Source organism: Paenibacillus sp. VT-400 (genome assembly GCF_001029205.1).
In the GTDB taxonomy this organism is placed as follows: Bacteria; Bacillota; Bacilli; order Paenibacillales; family Paenibacillaceae; genus Paenibacillus; species Paenibacillus amylolyticus.
On the sequence record NZ_LELF01000067.1, the window covers coordinates 1,988,469 to 2,005,679 of the forward strand.

At 43.3% G+C, this 17,211-nt stretch carries 15 protein-coding genes; 13 read left to right on the forward strand and 2 right to left on the reverse strand.

Annotated elements, in window-relative coordinates; translation table 11 throughout:
- Positions 1-142: 142 nt before the first annotated feature.
- From EL84_RS19580 to EL84_RS19600, 5 genes are all read left to right on the forward strand, one after another.
- The gene (locus EL84_RS19580) at positions 143-973 is read left to right on the forward strand and encodes an amidohydrolase family protein (protein ID WP_047842769.1); all 831 of its coding nucleotides are present in this window, start codon (positions 143-145) and stop codon (positions 971-973) included.
- A gap of 240 nt (positions 974-1,213) precedes the next feature.
- Positions 1,214-2,656, forward strand: coding sequence for a 6-phospho-beta-glucosidase (locus tag EL84_RS19585; RefSeq protein WP_047842770.1), 1,443 nt, complete (start codon positions 1,214-1,216; stop codon positions 2,654-2,656).
- A 422-nt stretch (positions 2,657-3,078) separates the two neighbouring features.
- Positions 3,079-3,909, forward strand: coding sequence for a BglG family transcription antiterminator LicT (licT, locus tag EL84_RS19590; protein WP_047842771.1), 831 nt, complete (start codon positions 3,079-3,081; stop codon positions 3,907-3,909).
- 211 nt (positions 3,910-4,120) lie between these two features.
- On the forward strand, positions 4,121-6,010 hold the full coding sequence (locus tag EL84_RS19595) for a beta-glucoside-specific PTS transporter subunit IIABC (RefSeq protein ID WP_047842772.1): 1,890 nt from the start codon (positions 4,121-4,123) through the stop codon (positions 6,008-6,010).
- A gap of 488 nt (positions 6,011-6,498) precedes the next feature.
- Positions 6,499-7,968, forward strand: a complete 1,470-nt coding sequence (locus EL84_RS19600) for an Msr family ABC-F type ribosomal protection protein (protein WP_047842773.1) — start codon at positions 6,499-6,501, stop codon at positions 7,966-7,968.
- Positions 7,969-8,110: 142 nt separating this feature from the next.
- Here the strand turns inward: EL84_RS19600 and EL84_RS19605 are convergent, their stop codons facing one another.
- Entirely contained in the window at positions 8,111-8,701 is a 591-nt protein-coding gene (locus EL84_RS19605; RefSeq protein ID WP_047842774.1) for a biotin transporter BioY, read from the reverse strand.
- 112 nt (positions 8,702-8,813) lie between these two features.
- On the opposite strand from EL84_RS19605, the gene EL84_RS19610 reads away from it, so the two are divergent.
- From EL84_RS19610 to EL84_RS19640, 7 genes are all read left to right on the forward strand, one after another.
- Positions 8,814-9,668 (forward strand): ATP-binding cassette domain-containing protein, encoded by an 855-nt coding sequence (locus EL84_RS19610; RefSeq protein ID WP_053061540.1) that lies wholly within the window; start codon positions 8,814-8,816, stop codon positions 9,666-9,668.
- Positions 9,653-11,416 (forward strand): ATP-binding cassette domain-containing protein, encoded by a 1,764-nt coding sequence (locus EL84_RS30900; RefSeq protein ID WP_053061541.1) that lies wholly within the window; start codon positions 9,653-9,655, stop codon positions 11,414-11,416. The genes EL84_RS19610 and EL84_RS30900 overlap by 16 nt, the downstream gene beginning before the upstream one ends.
- A 159-nt stretch (positions 11,417-11,575) precedes the next feature.
- The gene (locus EL84_RS19620) at positions 11,576-11,875 is read left to right on the forward strand and encodes a hypothetical protein (protein ID WP_036608432.1); all 300 of its coding nucleotides are present in this window, start codon (positions 11,576-11,578) and stop codon (positions 11,873-11,875) included.
- A 149-nt stretch (positions 11,876-12,024) separates the two neighbouring features.
- Positions 12,025-12,486 (forward strand): NUDIX hydrolase, encoded by a 462-nt coding sequence (locus EL84_RS19625; RefSeq protein ID WP_047842775.1) that lies wholly within the window; start codon positions 12,025-12,027, stop codon positions 12,484-12,486.
- A gap of 82 nt (positions 12,487-12,568) precedes the next feature.
- Positions 12,569-13,093 (forward strand): GNAT family N-acetyltransferase, encoded by a 525-nt coding sequence (locus EL84_RS19630; protein WP_235431554.1) that lies wholly within the window; start codon positions 12,569-12,571, stop codon positions 13,091-13,093.
- Between the two features lie 122 nt (positions 13,094-13,215).
- Positions 13,216-14,673: a S8 family serine peptidase gene (locus tag EL84_RS19635; protein WP_047842777.1), complete on the forward strand. Its 1,458-nt coding sequence runs from the start codon at positions 13,216-13,218 to the stop codon at positions 14,671-14,673.
- A 35-nt stretch (positions 14,674-14,708) separates the two neighbouring features.
- The gene (locus EL84_RS19640) at positions 14,709-15,290 is read left to right on the forward strand and encodes a GNAT family N-acetyltransferase (RefSeq protein WP_047842778.1); all 582 of its coding nucleotides are present in this window, start codon (positions 14,709-14,711) and stop codon (positions 15,288-15,290) included.
- Positions 15,291-15,470: 180 nt separating this feature from the next.
- Here EL84_RS19640 and EL84_RS19645 read toward each other — a convergent pair whose 3' ends face one another.
- Positions 15,471-15,830 carry a MerR family transcriptional regulator gene (locus EL84_RS19645; protein WP_047842779.1) on the reverse strand — a complete coding sequence of 120 codons (360 nt, stop codon included), beginning with the start codon at positions 15,828-15,830 and terminating at the stop codon, positions 15,471-15,473.
- 102 nt (positions 15,831-15,932) lie between these two features.
- Here EL84_RS19645 and EL84_RS19650 point away from each other — a divergent pair, with 102 nt between their 5' ends.
- On the forward strand, positions 15,933-16,643 hold the full coding sequence (locus EL84_RS19650) for an SDR family NAD(P)-dependent oxidoreductase (protein ID WP_047842780.1): 711 nt from the start codon (positions 15,933-15,935) through the stop codon (positions 16,641-16,643).
- Positions 16,644-17,211: the final 568 nt, after the last annotated feature.

Genomic DNA, 17,211 nt, shown 5'->3' on the forward strand with positions numbered 1-17,211 from the left:
AATTGGAATAAAAATCATGTAAAAATCAGTGATTTTGTCATATGAATAGATTGTGTAGTGAGCGTTTATTTCATTGGAAATGAAAATCATATGGTTGCTTTTGAATGATAATTAGATTTAAATACCCTGGGAGGGATCTAATATGAAGATGGATGCACATCAACATTTTTGGGAATACAACGTCGCCGAGTACGGATGGATTGGAGAAGAGATGAAAGTCATTCGTCAATCTTTTCTTCCAAAAGATCTTGAACCTTTATTGATCCAATCCGGACTGGATGGATGTATTGCGGTACAAGCCAGACAATCACTGACAGAAACCGAGTGGCTTCTGCAGCTGGCAGAACGGCATGAATGTATCAAAGGTGTTGTCGGATGGGTGGACCTTTGTTCGGATGAAGTTCGGAATCAGCTTGAACTGTTCGCGTCCAATCCGTATCTGAAGGGCGTACGTCATGTCATACAGGATGAACCTGATCTGAAGTATGTATTGAGAGAAGACTTTCAGCGCGGAATTTCATTGCTAAAGGAGTATGATTTGGCCTATGATCTGTTGGTATCCAAGGAGCAACTGCCTTATGCCGTTGAACTGGTTAAGGCGTTTCCTGAACAGCGATTTGTACTTGATCATCTAGCCAAACCCGACATAAAATCAGGTATACTCTCACCGTGGAAAGAAGCGCTTGAGTCATTGGCCGCACAACCTAATGCGTACTGTAAACTTTCAGGGATGGTGACGGAAGCAGACTGGGCAAATTGGACTCCAAAGGATTTTACAGCCTATCTGAATATCGCCATAGAAGCCTTTGGTGCGCAAAGGTTAATGTTCGGGTCGGACTGGCCCGTGAGCAACGTATCAGCTACGTATTCTGAAGTATACGGTCTTATTAATTCTCACATTAATGCCTTACCTATACTAGATCAACAGATGATTCTTGGCGGCACATGTGCTGCGTTCTATCAAATATCATAGCGGGCAATCCGAATCTAAACCGGTTTCAAGAAGTTGACAACTGTTCTGATTCTTGCTAAAGTTTTATCCAATCCGCATAATCATGATCTGGGAATGTTACCGATATGGGCATAACCTGAGCTGGCTTGTTTACACGTAATCGTGTACCCAGGCTGGTTCGGGTTTTTTCTATTTTGTCTTTTTAATGTTTCTTACGATTGGAGCGGGTAGCTGAATTACATATTTGGAAGGAGAATGATGATGACGAATTTTAAATTTCCTAAAGATTTTCTGTGGGGTGGAGCCATTGCTGCCAATCAGGCGGAGGGCGCGTATCTGGAAGATGGCAAAGGGCTGAGTATCGTTGACTTGCTGCCGACTGGAGAGAACCGTAGAAGTATTATGAAAGGTAATGTTCCGGCCTTTACGCCACTGGCTACCGAGTTCTATCCTTCGCACGAAGCAATCGATTTCTATCACCGTTACCATGAAGACATTGCTCTATTTGCAGAAATGGGATTCAAAGCACTGCGTGTCTCCATTGCCTGGGCACGGATTTTCCCGACAGGAGAAGATGCACAGCCAAATGAAGCCGGATTACAATTTTACGATAACCTGTTTGATGAATTGTTGAAAAACGGCATTGAACCTGTAGTTACATTAGCTCACTTCGATGTGCCTGTGCATCTGATCGAGAAGTACGGCAGCTGGAGAAGTCGTGAACTGGTAACTCTTTTCGAGACTTACGCTACAACGGTATTCACTCGGTACAAAGACAAGGTGAAATACTGGATGACATTTAATGAGATCAACATGCTGTTACATCTTCCGTTCCTTGGAGCGGGACTGGCGTTTAATGAAGGGGATAACATCAAGGAAATTCAATATCAGGCTGCTCACCACCAACTGGTTGCAAGTGCACTGGCAGTCAAGGCATGTCATGAGATTATTCCTGGTGCCATGATAGGGTGTATGCTCGCCGCAGGAAGCTTCTATCCGTATACCTGTAATCCGGAAGATGTGTTCCAGGGCATGGAAAAAGATAGAGAGTCCTATTTCTTCATCGATGTGCAGTCACGTGGGGAATATCCGGGTTACGCCAAACGTTTCTTCAAAGATCACGAGTTGAACATTGTTATGCAGCCGGGTGATGCGGAAATCTTGAAGAATCATACCGTAGATTATATCGGATTCAGCTATTATTCAAGTCGTACAACCAGCACCGATCCGGAAGTTATCAAAAATATGACCAGTGGTAATGTATTTGGCTCGGTAGCCAATCCATATCTGGCGAAGTCCGAGTGGGGCTGGACGATTGATCCTAAAGGATTCCGTATTACCGCCAATCAACTACATGATCGTTATCAGAAGCCGCTGTTTGTTGTTGAGAATGGATTTGGTGCCAATGACGAGGTTACACCGGAAGGTGAAGTGGATGATGCGTACCGGATTGACTACTTGAAACGACATGTAGCTGAAATGGGTGAGGCCATTCAGGATGGCGTTAACATCATTGGTTACACCAGCTGGGGACCTATTGATATTGTAAGTGCCTCCTCAGGTGAGATGAGAAAACGTTATGGCTACATTTACGTGGATCGTAATAATGAAGGTCAAGGTGAGCTGACACGACTGAAGAAGAAGAGTTTTGAGTGGTACAAAAATGTGATCGAATCTAACGGAACAAACCTGGGTGACGCGTAGTTTATATTTTTCTGAATTAAAATGGTCTTGTACGGCAATAAAACATCGGAAGTTTCATCTATATACATTGAACTAAACATTTACACAAAACGGAGAGGACAGAAAATAAGGGGATAACAGCGATCGGAAGGTTGTTCTGTCATCGGAGTAGCTAGTGTAAATATTATCTAGTTCAATTTATATAACCATGGGACTTCCGATTGTTCCTGCATTGAAAGCGTTGACATATAGTCAGGTTCGCGCTATACTTGACGCAATTATATCGTTTCTGGGATTGTTACTACTCGAAGTAGGCAAAACCTAAGCACCAAAAAAAGCAGACCACCATGTCTTGTTTATTTTGTGATGCTTCAGGTTTTTTTTGTATGCCCAAAAGACGATGTATAACTGCCAAGAGAGTGGAACGTGACGGGGGGATTGAAGTGAAAATAGCAAAGGTTATCAACAATAACGTCATTAGCATCTATCAGGCGGATGGAGCAGAGCTTGTGGTGATGGGACGTGGGATTGCCTTTAAGAAAAAGCCGGGGGATAAAGTAGACGAGACCCGCATCCAGAAAGTATTTGCATTGAAAAACAAACAAACTTCCGATAATTTCAAAATGCTACTGCGGGAAGTTCCGATGGAACTGATTGAAATTGTGGAAGAGATTATCACGTATGCGCGTGAGAATCTGGGCCGAAAGTTGAATGAGAACATCTATGTATCTCTTACGGATCATATTAACTTCGCCATCGAACGTTATCGGGAAGGCGTGGAGATCAAGAACGCATTAATGTGGGAGATCAAACAGTTGTACAAGTCCGAATTCGAACTGGGATTGAGGACGCTGGAACAGATCAACACCCGAATGAATATTGAGCTTCCACCCGATGAAGCCGCTTTTATTGCCCTTCATATTGTCAACGCAGAGATGAACGAAGAAGTTATTACAACGATGAATATTACGAAGTTTATCCAGCAGATTATTAATATAGCGAAATATCATTTCAAAATGGAATTTGATGAGGACTCTCTCAGTTATTTTCGCTTTATCACACATCTGAAGTTCTTCTCCCAGCGTGTGCTCAGTGGTACGCATTACGACAACAACTATGATCATTTCTATGACATGATTAAGGAGAAACATCCGGATGCCGCAGCGTGCACGGAGAAAATTGAGTTGTTTGTCAAAAAAGAGTACAACCATGAGCTGACCAATGAAGAAAAGTTGTATCTGACGGTTCATATCGAACGAGTGGTTAATCGATAATATTTAAATGTTGACAAAAATGGTTTTATTATAATAATATGTGATTAACAGGAATTGAATACGATTTAACTGGGATTGTTACTGGTTATGCAGGCAAAACCTAAGTCATGAGAAGGACAGGACCATTGTGTCCCCTTGCTCAAGGCTTAGGTTTTTTGCGTGCAAAAAAATCGGTAAAGGGCCTGTTTGAGAAAAAGTGGGGGTGCAGATCATGAGTCAAGAGAAACTGGCCAAAGAGATTGTAGAACTGGTTGGCGGTGAGAAAAATGTGGAATCGCTGGTTCATTGTGCAACACGATTACGGTTTGTATTGAAGGACGATGCCAAGGCAGACAAAGCCAAACTGGAGAAAACAGAAGGTATCATCGCAGTCAAAGAAAATGGAGGACAGTTCCAGGTGGTTGTTGGTAACAAGGTGCCTGAAGTCTATAGTGCCATTGGACAGATCAGTAACATTCTGGACGATTCGTCAGATAAAGAAAAACCTCGCAAAGCAGCCAAAGGGCTCGGGGGGATTATCGATATCATATCCAGCATCTTTGCACCACTTCTGGGTGTTATGGCGGGAGCCGGTATTCTAAAAGGGTTATTGTTGATTGCAAGCAATATTGGATGGCTGGAAACGACAGAAACAACATATACGATCCTGTATGCAGCAGCAGATAGTCTCTTCTATTTCCTGCCTCTCTTGTTAGCGGTTACAACAGCACGTAAATTCCAGGGGAATATGTTTGTTGCGATGACGATTGCAGGAGCACTGATCTATCCGTCCATCGTCACGTTGAAATCAGAGGGAACACCAACGGATTTCTTCGGTATCCCTGTCATTTTGATGAACTATTCATCTACAGTTATCCCTATCATTTTAGCTGTCATTGTCATGAGCAAGTTGGAGAAGTTCTTTAATAAAACACTTCACGATAGTGTGAAAAACTTTGTTACGCCATTGTTTTTGCTAGTGATTATGGTACCTCTGACATTGCTTGTATTTGGACCATTTGGCGTATACGTTGGTAATGGAATTGCAGCTGGACTGGTTGCCGCATTTGGATTCAGTCCATTGCTCGCAGGAGCCGTTATGGGTGCAAGCTGGCAGCTGCTCGTTATCTTCGGAATACACTGGGGTCTGATTCCGGTATTTATCAACAACGTTGCAGTGTATGGACAGGATGGTGTTAAACCCGCTGCGACAGCTTCGATCTTTGCTCAAACGGGTGCTGCTTTTGGGGTTATGCTGAAAACCAAGAACAAAAAACTGAAAACGCTGGCTGGATCATCCACGTTGACGGCTCTGTTCGGTATTACGGAACCGGCCATCTATGGGGTAACATTACCACTGAAACGTCCATTCATTGCAGGAGTAATCGGTGGTGCAGTTGGTGGAGCTATCATTGGTCAAGCAGGTACATTGGCATTTGCATCTGGCGCACCGGGACTACTGACTTTGCCAATCTTCTACGGACCAGGCGGACAAGGTTTTCCAGGATTGATTCTGGGTATCGTAGTATCGTTTGTTGTTTCGGCTGTACTGACGTACATCATGGGCTTCAAAGATCCGGTTGAAGAAGAAATAAAAACCGAATCTACGACATCCGCTCAGCAATCTGTTCGTGCAACGAATGCTTCGGACGAAAATGTATTTAGCCCAATCGAAGGAACGATTGTTGAATTGTCGGAAGTTCCAGATCCGGCCTTTGCATCGGGAGCAATGGGTAAAGGGATTGCGATTGAGCCAACTGTGGGGAGAGTTGTAGCGCCTTTTGATGGTACAGTTACCGTAGCATTCAAGAAAAAACATGCCTTGGCTGTAGTATCAGACACCGGTGCTGAGATATTAGTTCACGTGGGAGTTGATACCGTTAAATTGGACGGGCAGCATTTTGTCTCCCATATCAAGGAAGGCGATCGGGTCCAAGCGGGAGATCTGTTGCTTGAGTTCGATATTGCACAGATTAAGGCTGCTGGTTATCATACGGTAACGCCAATTATAGTAACCAACTCAGCCAACTACGAAGAAGTGATTCCACAGGCTACAGGTCAGGTTCATAGCCAGGAACTTCTATTGAAATTAAGTAGCGGAAATGACCAGGAACAAAAGTAGATTGATGTACTAATCCGAGGGTGTAGTGTTTTCATGGTTCCGTTGACATGGTGGAATTGGAAAATTATAATTAGATTTGTACATCTATTACATGATAATGAAAGGTGGATTATTGAACATGACACATGCGATGAGACTGCGCTTCCTTCCTTTGAATCGGTAATTGAATACGTTCAAAGGCTCTGACTATTGGTTCAGGGTAAACGGGATCAGTCTGTCATTTTCAATCATCTGACCTAAAAATAAGTGTTATACTCGCTTTCCCGTTTACGTTGAATCACAGGCCGTGGCCTGTGATTCTTTGTTTTTTCTTCTGATTATCTTAATCAGGTAAATAATTAGGTACAGGCGCTCAATACAGACTACTGGGGGGAACCGCTATGATGACGTTACTGTTCTATTGATACGAGCTGGCACGATAAGCTCGTATCGATAGAAGCGTGCTTCGCTATCGATACGAAATAAATCTTATTTCGGAGGTAGCGAATATGGAAAAGATATGTTTTGAATTAGAACAGGTTGAGATGACCTATATGGATAAAGTAATACTGAACATTGAGCGACTGGCTGTGCATCAACTGGATCGCATTGGTGTAGTGGGTGGTAATGGTCAGGGTAAAAGTACATTGTTGAAACTCATTGCGGGACAAATCCAGCCAACAGTCGGAAAGGTAAAACGTTTTGCAGAGTTTGGTTATTTGGAACAAGTGGAACCGCCCCAGTCTAACGAAAGTATCGAAGTTGACGGGGCTTTACTCAGTAAATTAGCGATACCTCAACACGATCAGCCATGGAGTGGTGGAGAACAGACCCGTCTAAAACTGGCTCAAATGTTCACTCATTATCATGAAGTACTGTTACTGGATGAACCAACGACACACCTGGATCAAGAGGGCATTACATTTTTGCTGGATGAATTGCGTTATTATTATGGGGCGCTTGTGCTGATCAGTCATGATCGTGCGGTTCTGGATGAACTGGTGACCACGATCTGGGAAATCCATCAAGGTGAGGTTCGCGTATATTCCGGCAACTATAGTGATTATCAGGCACAGAAGAGGCTGGAGCGTGAACAACAAAACCAGGCCCATGAGCAGTTTTCCAAGGAGAAAAGACGATTGGAGCTGGCCGCCCGTGAAAAAATGAAGAAAGCCGAGAAAATAACGCAGGCCGGAAGCATGTCCAAAAAAGAATCCAAGGCAAAAACAAACCGTATGGTTGAAACCAAATCCAAAGGCACCAGTCAAAAAGCGGTGCACCGCGCAGCCAAAGCGATTGAACAGCGGATGCAACAACTTCACGAGGTAAAAGCGGTGCAAGAGGATCGGCCTATGATCTTCCGTCAGCCAAAGACACTGGAGCTGCACAATCGATTTCCGATTATGGCAGATCGCCTTACACTTGAGGTGGATGGAAACATATTGTTGGAGGATGTAAGTTTTCAAATTCCATTAAAACAAAAAATAGCGATAACCGGAGCCAATGGCAGTGGGAAAAGCACATTGCTTAACCATGTTTTCCATGTGGGAGATCAGATCACAATGTCTCCAAAAGCAAAGCTCGGTTATTTTCAGCAAATGAGCTATCGTTTCACGACAAAAGAGACCGTATTACAATTCCTGAAAAATCGTTCGGAATATGAGGAATCAGAGCTCAGAAGTGCGTTGCATGCGATGCAGTTTACAGGTAATGACTTGCTGAAGAATGTTGGGACATTAAGCGGAGGAGAAGCGATTCGTCTTCAATTATGTCACTTGTTTCTTGGACAATATAACATTCTATTGTTGGATGAGCCGACGAATTTTCTTGATATGCATGCATTGGAAGCTTTGGAGCGTTTTATCAAGGCCTATGAAGGGACGATTCTGTATGTATCTCATGATCAGAGGTTTATTGAAAATACAGCGGATCAACAATTTCAGATTACGGAGCGTCAATTAATTCAGGTGAATATATAAGTTGAACTAAAGAATATTTACACTGGACACTCTTATAACAGAACAACCTTCGAGGAAGAGAAGTAACGAAAACCGCCAAAGTGATTTTGGCGGTTTCGTCGTTTTCAAAGATAGGCAGATCAGTTACCTTATGTAGCTTCTATTAAGAATCCGCCTTTATAACCGTGGAATGCATGTTACCTGTGAGACGTTGAGGTGGGAAAACCATTCGCACTGGCGCAATGATGATGGCAGCAAATACAGCTTTGATCAGATCCCCAATTATGTAAGGATAGAACCCTTGAATCATGGCCTCAGGTATGTCCATTTTGTAAGCATAGGCAAGCCAAGGGACCCCCGAGACATACACGAGCAGAGAACCAAATAGTTCAAATACAACAAAAGCGAGTATGATTCCTGTTACACCTTTGATGTTGATTCGTGCAAGCAACAATCCAATCAATAATGCGGAGAACGGCCACATCATCACATATCCTCCGGTAGGTCCAAGAAGTACTGCAAGTCCTCCGGTCCCGTGTAGCAAGGGAAATCCAAGAGCGGTGAGCAGAACAACCATCGTGACACTTAGAAAACCATAGAGTGGACCAAGTAATCCTCCGGCCAGCATGACAGCCAAAGTTTGTAATGTTATCGGTACTGGGGAGAAGCCAATGGGAATGCTTATGTAACCAAAAAGTACTAAAATTGCGGCCATAAGTGCGCTGAATACAATGCCTCGCAAAGATAATTTCATGTTTGAACAATCCTCTCCATTTTGGTAATATGATTGTTAACCAATTATATAAATGTGGTTGACGATTAGGATCGTACCACATAACAATAGAAAGGGAAAGGACTAATTTACGATGCAAGGCAACCTGCCTATAATTACATTAGAAGATGTTCGAGTGCATTATGCTTCCGAAGGTAGTCAGGTGAGAAAAGCACTGGATGGGGTCTCACTTACGCTACACCAAGGAGAATGGATTAGTATTGTGGGGGCGAATGGAAGTGGAAAAAGCACACTTGCTGGACTACTGATTGGATTCATTCCACTATCTGGAGGGGTACGGGATATCTCGGATGAACTTACCGTTCGGGGTGTACTGCAGCAACCGGATGCACAGGTACTAGGCGATACGATTGAAGAGGAGTTTCATTTTGCGCTGTCACCATTGATGGATTCTGTAGAAGAGCAATTGGAGCGCAGGCAGGATGCATTACATACTGTAGGACTTCAATATCCTTCGGAGAAGGCTGTCTCACAATTATCCGGTGGACAAAAACAACTGCTTAATATTGCTGTAGCGCTCGCAGCCAAACCGGATATATTGATTCTGGATGAGCCAACAGCCATGCTTGATCCAGGAGCAAGAGACCGTATCGAGGCCATCGTTCAGAAGATTACCCAGCGGGGGACAACGGTGATCTGGATTACACACCATCTGGAGGAAGCAACCCTGTGTGATCGAATCATTGCTATGGAGAGGGGACGTTGTGTGTACAGCGGGGAGCCGGAGTCCTTTTACTATGAAAAAGAGACGAATGAGAAGGCTATTCGGGAAAATGTACAGCTATCTCCCTGTGAACGGTTAGGGTTAGACCCTCCTTTTACTGTAAAAACTGCGTTATTGCTCAAGCAAAAAGGTATGATGCCAGAAGCCATGCCACTGCGACCTGAGCAACTGGCCAAGGAGGTCGCACGTTGGAGATCAAGCTAACCAATATACGTATAGAAGCATCGGAATCGGGCAAACGTGCACTGCTTGAAGATGTGAGTGTACAGTTGAACAGTGGGGAAATCACCTTGCTGCTGGGCTGCACCGGTTCAGGAAAAACGACTTTATTACAGACGTTGGCTGGTCTGAGACCGCCCGATGCAGGAAGTATCACATTGGATGGCACACCTTTCTGGAAAGAAGGAAAAGTGCCGCAGTCGATTTTATTGCAAATGGGACTATTGTTTCAATTTCCGGAACAACAACTGTTTGCCCGAAGTATTCAGCGTGAATTCTCATATTCTCTGCGTCCCTATCGTCTTTCAGAGAAACAGCAACAAGAGCAGATCACAAAAGCACTGAACCAATGGGACCCGCCAGTGTCCTCGGAGTTGGACCGGCGTTTTCATCTTGACAGGTCGCCATTTGCTCTAAGTGGGGGAGAGAAGCGCAGGCTTGGACTTGCTCTCGGAAGTGTGACCAACCCACACTGGCTTCTGCTGGATGAGCCAAGCGCCGGGTTGGAAGCGCAAAGTGTCGGGCTTTTGCTGGATGTACTGGAGCAACATCGTCTGGCAGGTGGTGGGGGTGTGGTAGCAACCCATGATCTGGATACATTTTTGCCTTGTGCGGATCGAGTATTGTTGTTGCAGGAAGGCCGCCTAATCGCTGATCTTACGCCGAGAGAACTTCACAAAAGACCTGAACTGCTGGAGCAAACAGGGATTGGACTGCCACCATCGATGAGACTGGCACAGCAGTTAAGAGAAGCGGGTCTTGAGCTGTCTTTGACCGCGATGACGCCAGAGGAGATGGCTGAAAGTATTGTTCAGTCCACGTCAGTTGAGGTGGGGATTCAGAACGGATCGAAAGAAGCATCAGGGACGGTAACGATGGAAGTCAAGAGCGATGTAATGAAGTATGAAAAAAAAGCACTGAAGCTGTCGTCCGTTGAAACTGAAGATGATCCAAAGCTTCTTCCGAACACCTTGACTCATTCAGGCGGATTATATGGCGTTATGGACCCGCGTCTGAAATGGATTTTGTATATTTTGCTGGTCACCGCAGCTATGCTTCAACAGCGATGGCTGGGATTGACTTTAACACTGGTGCCGGTAGTAGCAGCACTTGCCGTGCTCCCGCGTCAGACTTTGGCTGGATGTATGAAGTTAATGAAGCCATTATTATTCTTTTTCATCATCTCAACGGCGTTATCTGGGACAACCCTTTCAACAGAGGGAGGCGGTCTGCACTTTGGCTTTTCCCTGATGCAGGCGGAGGGCACTTTGCTGAATGTGTATCGTTTGTTTATCGTCACATTGGCAAGCCTTTGGTTTTCGTTGACGACACCTTATGGGCGAATGGTAGAAGGGCTTAACTGGGTACTCGGTATCGGTAAAAAGATCAGGTTGCCCGTAGCTTCGTTTGCTCTTGCTGTATCGTTAATCTTTCGGTTTATCCCGATGATCTGGAGTGAGTGGCAGCGATTCTCACTGATCGTGCGGGCACGTGGAAAGGCGGCTTTAAGACCAAATACCGTTCGAATTCGTGACCTGGGTCCGATGGTGATTCCCTTGTTAATGGCACTGTTCCAACGTGCAGAGGATATGACCATTGCGATGGAAATGCGTAAAGTTAGAGAGCACTCTACGCTCGAAGGACGTTCATCATTATTGGTATGGTCCAAACGTGATACCTGGATTAGCATGGCTGGCCTCATTGTTTTTGTACTTTTAATATGGATTCGCTAATTGTGATGGCGATGATTAACGTGATTAATCCGGTGATGAATAAGACGATGGATTAGAACCTTAAACGCAGTGTTTTCCAAAGATCATGCATAAATGCGTTTGTCCTCGCTCACAATAAGTGGACGTTGATCATCTGAAGTGGATCAGGAGGGATAAACGATGAAAGATAAGTTTTTGCGAGAAGAACGGCAAGAATATACCGATGTGTCTACGGTGGAGTCGCAGCGAAACGATATCACACTCGAAGAATTCCCGGAGGGCCCTTACGGTTCATCTTTACTATCCGAGTCTCTTGGGAAAAGTTCTCCGTGGCGGGTGGACCAGCGGTCTGCACATCGTTTTGATTATGAAAATCATGAGCTTCACGAGGGAGACGTAAGGGATTATCCAGGTCAGGATGTTTTTGACGAAACGGTTCCGGATAACGTGTCCAAGCCTCAATATACGGAAGAATCGTAAAGGGATTTTGATATAAATTAGAGCGTAGCCTCCGACAGGTTTTATCCTGTTCGGGGGTTATTTTCGTTCTGTTTAATGAAAACAAATCTCCTCTAATTCCACATTATGGGTTATTATATTCTATATAAAACAAGCTAAGGAGACGGTCCATGGAGCAAGACTATATTAAGTATGTGAGGTCATTTGTTGGTAATTCCAAAGTGATCATGGTGGTTTCAGGAGCAATCGTGTTCGATAAGGCTGGAAGAATTCTATTGCAGAAACGGTCGGATAATGGATTCTGGGGATTTCCCGGTGGTTTTATGGAGATGGGAGAAAGTGTCCAGGAGACAGCCAAGAGAGAAGTCTACGAAGAAACTGGTCTAATACTGAACTCCATGGATTTATTCTCGATATATTCTGGGCCCCAGTACGAAGAGGTTTATGGTAATGGAGATGAAGTTGCATTAGTGCAAGTGATGTTTAAAAGCAAAGATTTTTCTGGAGCTATAATAGAAAGTGAAGAATCCATAGAAACAAGATTTTTTGATATACATTCTATACCAGAACATTTCTTGTCTACGCATAAGCAAATTATAGAAGATCTGAAAAGCCATAAAGATGGATCTTAAAGTTGGAGATAAAATAATCTAGGGGGCGGCGAATTGAGAGATCGATTATAGTCAATATTTCTGGCAGGATGACAAGGTTAGATTGCGTGCTTTGCGTGAGAAAGATTGGGAAGATCATTATTATAACCTCTTTGATACACCCGCCCGTCGGTTATTAGAGTGTGCAGTAGAGTTGCCGCCAACCCATGTTGAAGCGAAGAGTTTCACGGAAAACTTCTCTGATTTTTCTTTAGCCAAAGGACGGATCATGTTTACAATTGTAAATATGGATGGTGAAAATGTCGGAGGTGTGAATCTGAACAGCATTGATGAAAGGAACGGTACCTTTAGCATTGGCATTCAAATTGACAGGGATCATCGAGGAAAAGGATACGGGACCAGAGCCGTACGAATCTTACTGAAGTATGCCTTCTTCGAGCGTAGGCTCAACAAATTCAATGATTCTGTACTCGAAGGAAATGAACCTTCTGCAGCCATGATGAGAAAACTTGGATGTATTCAGGAAGGTGTGCGTCGCCAGGTGATCTACACCGATGGAAAATACCAGGATATGATCCTCTTTGGATTAACCAAAGATGAGTTTATGGAAAAAGAGGGTCTTGTATGATTCTAGTATAAATAAGATCGCCAGAGAGCTCGAAATCTGCCAATGTTAGTTGGATAAATGATAATGTACTTTAAGCGGAAGGCGAGAGAGTATTCTAATGATATCAAATCTGAGGTGATCGTGTGGATAGAGCAATACCCGATCCGACATGGAAAAGGTTAGGTTTTGCTGAACAACCTGATTTTCATACTTCTGGTCTGGGTGTGGGGATTGTAATTATCGATTCAATTAAACAACATCATCTCGTAAATCACTTAAATACACGAATCAAATGTGTTGCCGTACATGAAAATATGACTGTCTCTGTGCGAGACATTTCATCTATAAACAGGGAGGAGGATAATCGGAAAGGTGAACATGGCCTTATGAGTGCACTGGCTTTAGCCCATGAACCTATTCTGTTAGAGGAACAAATTCACGTCGGGATTGCACCAGCAGCAACATTTATAGTTTTAGATCATGGCGCATTTACAACTGGAGAAGGAGAACGTCTGAAAAAAGGAATGGAATGGATTCTTGAACATGGGGTCGAATGGAATATTAAGATTATTTTAAGTACTGGTTGGCAGGCATTAGATCATGAAGTTTATCTTAAAAATACGAGTGAAAACTCAACGGTTAAAGCATTGGCGACAGCTGTGCAACAGGGCATTTTGGTTATTTGTTCGAATGGAAATACACGTTTAAATAACATCATGCCTCCAATACAATATCTAGCAGTAGGAGGCTACGTTGATCGTGGAAAGGCCGATCGTTCATTACACGTTCCTTTCCCTGATGAACCATATGGTAGAAATGGAGATGGCCACTTTAGGCCAGATATATTAGCGCCCAGACTACACCTTACAATCCCCTCTTATGAAACTGAAGATTCTGGTCAGCGCGTATCTTTTTATGGGGGCACCTCTGGATCGGCTACGCTTGTGGCTGGTGTTGCGGCCCATTTGTTCTCCCAATTTCCGAGTCTAAGTGCGGAGATGCTAAGACACTTGTTAGTCGAGCATGGAGAACCACTTGAGGGTAATGATAACCTGGCTCCTCGAATTAATGTTGAGAATACAATTCGTTATATGAACAGGGCAGATAAGCCAAGGTACATAACAAAAACTTTACCCATGATAAGTATAAAAAATCAAAATCTCTATAGCGCAATTCATTCAATCGATGATACCGAAAGAGCGCTCTCTTTAACAGTTTTAGTTGAGAGGGACGAATTATCACGTGAAGAGTTATGGAGTTTCACGAAAGATTCATCCGCTATTGTTCGTAAAATTGCAGTATCGACCCTCGGGGAACCGATGAACGAACAAGAGCGAAAGTTGTATTGGGTGCATTTAATGCATGAAACAGAAGGAGGAGTGCGTGGATGGTACATGCATGGATTATTGCAAAATGCTCCAAAGGAGGAAATACACAATTGGATAAAATGGTCAACAGATATTAACTGGTCGGTTCGATGGTGTGTTAGCGAATATTTAGCTCAATATCCAGAGTATTTTCCCCAACTTGAAAAAACCCAAGACCCTGACGCTATACATATCAAGGCATTGCCTTTAAGGGAATGGTACACGGCTCTATAATGATGTAATGTAAATTAAAATGTGGAGGCAACCTTATGAACCAACCCATACAAACTGATGAATTAATCATCGATTGCAAGGATATTTATTTACGTGAGTATCGACTCGAGGATTTGAAGAAACTGCAAGAAATTACGTGGCAACCTGAGGTGTATGAATTCTTACCGGGATGGAAGGCTACGATTGAAGATAGGAGCCTGTGGCTCACCGAATATGAAATTCCTGAGAATCAGCGTTTTAAACAAGCTGTGGTGGCGGGAGGAGACATCGGAGATTTATACTTACGTATGGCTATCGTACTCAAAGAAAATGATGAGTTTATAGGATGGTGTTGCTCAGGGATTAAGGACGAACTGCCAGCACCCAATCGGGAGATTATGTACGGTATTTCGAAACACTTCAGAAATCGTGGTTACACCACGCAGGCGCTCAAAGGAATGACGGAGTATTTGTTTGAACATACAAACGTGGAAGTGTTAAATGCCATCGCTTTGACTACCAATCCAGCATCTAATAAGGTGATACAGAAATGTAATTTTGAACGGGTCAGCTCGATCGAGATCGAGAATGAAAAGTATAACCATTACCACCTGCGTAAGCAACAAGGCCAATTTTAATAGAACGTAGTCCCATAGTGAAGGGCTATAAAATGAAAGTTTCGGATCAGGTTGGACAGTTATTGCTCTGGCTGTCTGATCTTTTTTGTATTTATTTTAAGAAGCTACTGAGGAAACCTTGTTAGGATACGTGCTCCCTTACATAAATGCAAAAGGTTAATTTATAGCATAAGGCTTATATTAATAATTTTCTCCTCGATAATAGCGCTCCAGTTTGTTATCCAAATGAACAAGCTGCGCTTTTTTCTGCTCTATATCATTCAGCAACTTTTGCTTTTGATCCTCAATCAGCTTGGTTCTTTCCTTCAGCGTGGAGGTTCCTTCGTTGACCTGATCATAATATTTTTTGATGTCTTCCACACTCATCCCGGTTTCGCGAAGGCATTTGATAAAAACCAGCCAGTTCAGATCATCCTCCAAATAAAGACGGTTATTCTGCTCATTTCGTGCAGCAGGTTTCAGCAGTCCCTTTCTTTCATAAAAGCGGATCGCTCCAATGGAGATCTCAACTTTTTTTGCTACTTCTCCAATCGTTAACATGTTAATCCCCCTTTTTATAAAAATAATTTGACCTACACTAAGTGTAGCATAGTAACTTATACATTGTTAAATATAAATCAAATTATGGAAAGAAGGATTCGCATGAAAAAGACTGTCTTTGTAACCGGAGCAAATAAAGGAATTGGATATGAAATCGTAAAGCAGTTGGGTGAAGCAGGTTGGAAAGTTATCCTCGGCGCACGTAGTGTTGAACGGGGTGAAAGAGCTGTTTCAGAATTAACTTCCAAGGGGTTAGATGTAGAATTTGTACAGATCGACATGTGCGACTTGAAGAGCATTGAGCAGGCAGCCGATACGATTCACAAGAGTTATCCTGCAATAAATCTTCTGATCAATAACGCGGGTATGCCGGGTGCTTTCTCTCATTCCTTTACGGATACAAAAGAGGAAGATCTACGGAACGCCTTTGAAGTGAACTTTTTCGGCACCTTCCGTTTGAATCAGCGATTGTTCCCGTTAATCAAAAATAATGAAGGCACAATCATTAATGTATCAACTGACATGGCTTCTCTGGACCATATGCAAAATGCGGAATTTACTTTAAATGCCTTCGACTATAATTCATCCAAAACGGCCAACAGTGCCATGACACTTTCGATGGCTTATGAAGTGAAAAACAGCAGGGCGCAAGTCTTTGCAGTAACGCCCGGATTCACATCAACAGATCTTAATGGCAATGCCGAAGGCGGTAAATCAAAAGAAGCCGGCGCTGCGATTATCGTGCACTATGCGACGGATGGTAAACGCCATAACGGGGAGTTCCTAGATGAAAATGGCGTGTACCCTTGGTAATCCAACGTTGCCAAAAGCAACGATAGAACGGGATGAATTTTAGCGTGTATCTTCAAACTCAAACTCATATTCAAATTTAGGCAAGCTATACGATGATGGATACCAAGGTCTCAAAAGTCTTGAGGTCCAAGATGGCTGATCCTGACGATTGGGTAGACAATTTTCTAACGAACCCAGGACGTCTTATTCGGCCTTTAGGTACGTTTCTTAAATTGTAAAGAACATCAGACACGCTATTTCCCGAAATCCCCTTAGAAAAACGCAGTAAACGGTTGTTTATTCTAATATAACGTGGCTCAGGTTCATTAGATCTCTGCGAACGCTCCAAATGCTTGAATAAGACGCCTCAGATTCGTTAGCCTGAAAGCCTGAACCCAATTGAGCTACTACTTTACACTCTATCAATCAGATACAAAAAGAATCCCCCATTCATTTCTTAACCGAAATGAGTGGGGGATTTCGTCATGCAATGAAAAGCCGGAATTAAAATGGAAGATGAGCATCGTTTGGAGAGCCTGCCTAGAGCTTGCGTAATGATCAAGTAGATCTTACGTATAGCCTACTTGCA

Coding starts and splice junctions, on each gene's coding strand:
- EL84_RS19580 (WP_047842769.1), top strand. CDS start 143: ATGAAGATGGATGCACATCAACATTTTTGGGAATACAACGTCGCCGAG.
- EL84_RS19585 (WP_047842770.1), top strand. CDS start 1,214: ATGACGAATTTTAAATTTCCTAAAGATTTTCTGTGGGGTGGAGCCATT.
- EL84_RS19595 (WP_047842772.1), top strand. CDS start 4,121: ATGAGTCAAGAGAAACTGGCCAAAGAGATTGTAGAACTGGTTGGCGGT.
- EL84_RS19600 (WP_047842773.1), top strand. CDS start 6,499: ATGGAAAAGATATGTTTTGAATTAGAACAGGTTGAGATGACCTATATG.
- EL84_RS19605 (WP_047842774.1), bottom strand. CDS start 8,701: ATGAAATTATCTTTGCGAGGCATTGTATTCAGCGCACTTATGGCCGCA.
- EL84_RS19610 (WP_053061540.1), top strand. CDS start 8,814: ATGCAAGGCAACCTGCCTATAATTACATTAGAAGATGTTCGAGTGCAT.
- EL84_RS19620 (WP_036608432.1), top strand. CDS start 11,576: ATGAAAGATAAGTTTTTGCGAGAAGAACGGCAAGAATATACCGATGTG.
- EL84_RS19625 (WP_047842775.1), top strand. CDS start 12,025: ATGGAGCAAGACTATATTAAGTATGTGAGGTCATTTGTTGGTAATTCC.
- EL84_RS19640 (WP_047842778.1), top strand. CDS start 14,709: ATGAACCAACCCATACAAACTGATGAATTAATCATCGATTGCAAGGAT.
- EL84_RS19645 (WP_047842779.1), bottom strand. CDS start 15,830: ATGTTAACGATTGGAGAAGTAGCAAAAAAAGTTGAGATCTCCATTGGA.
- EL84_RS19650 (WP_047842780.1), top strand. CDS start 15,933: ATGAAAAAGACTGTCTTTGTAACCGGAGCAAATAAAGGAATTGGATAT.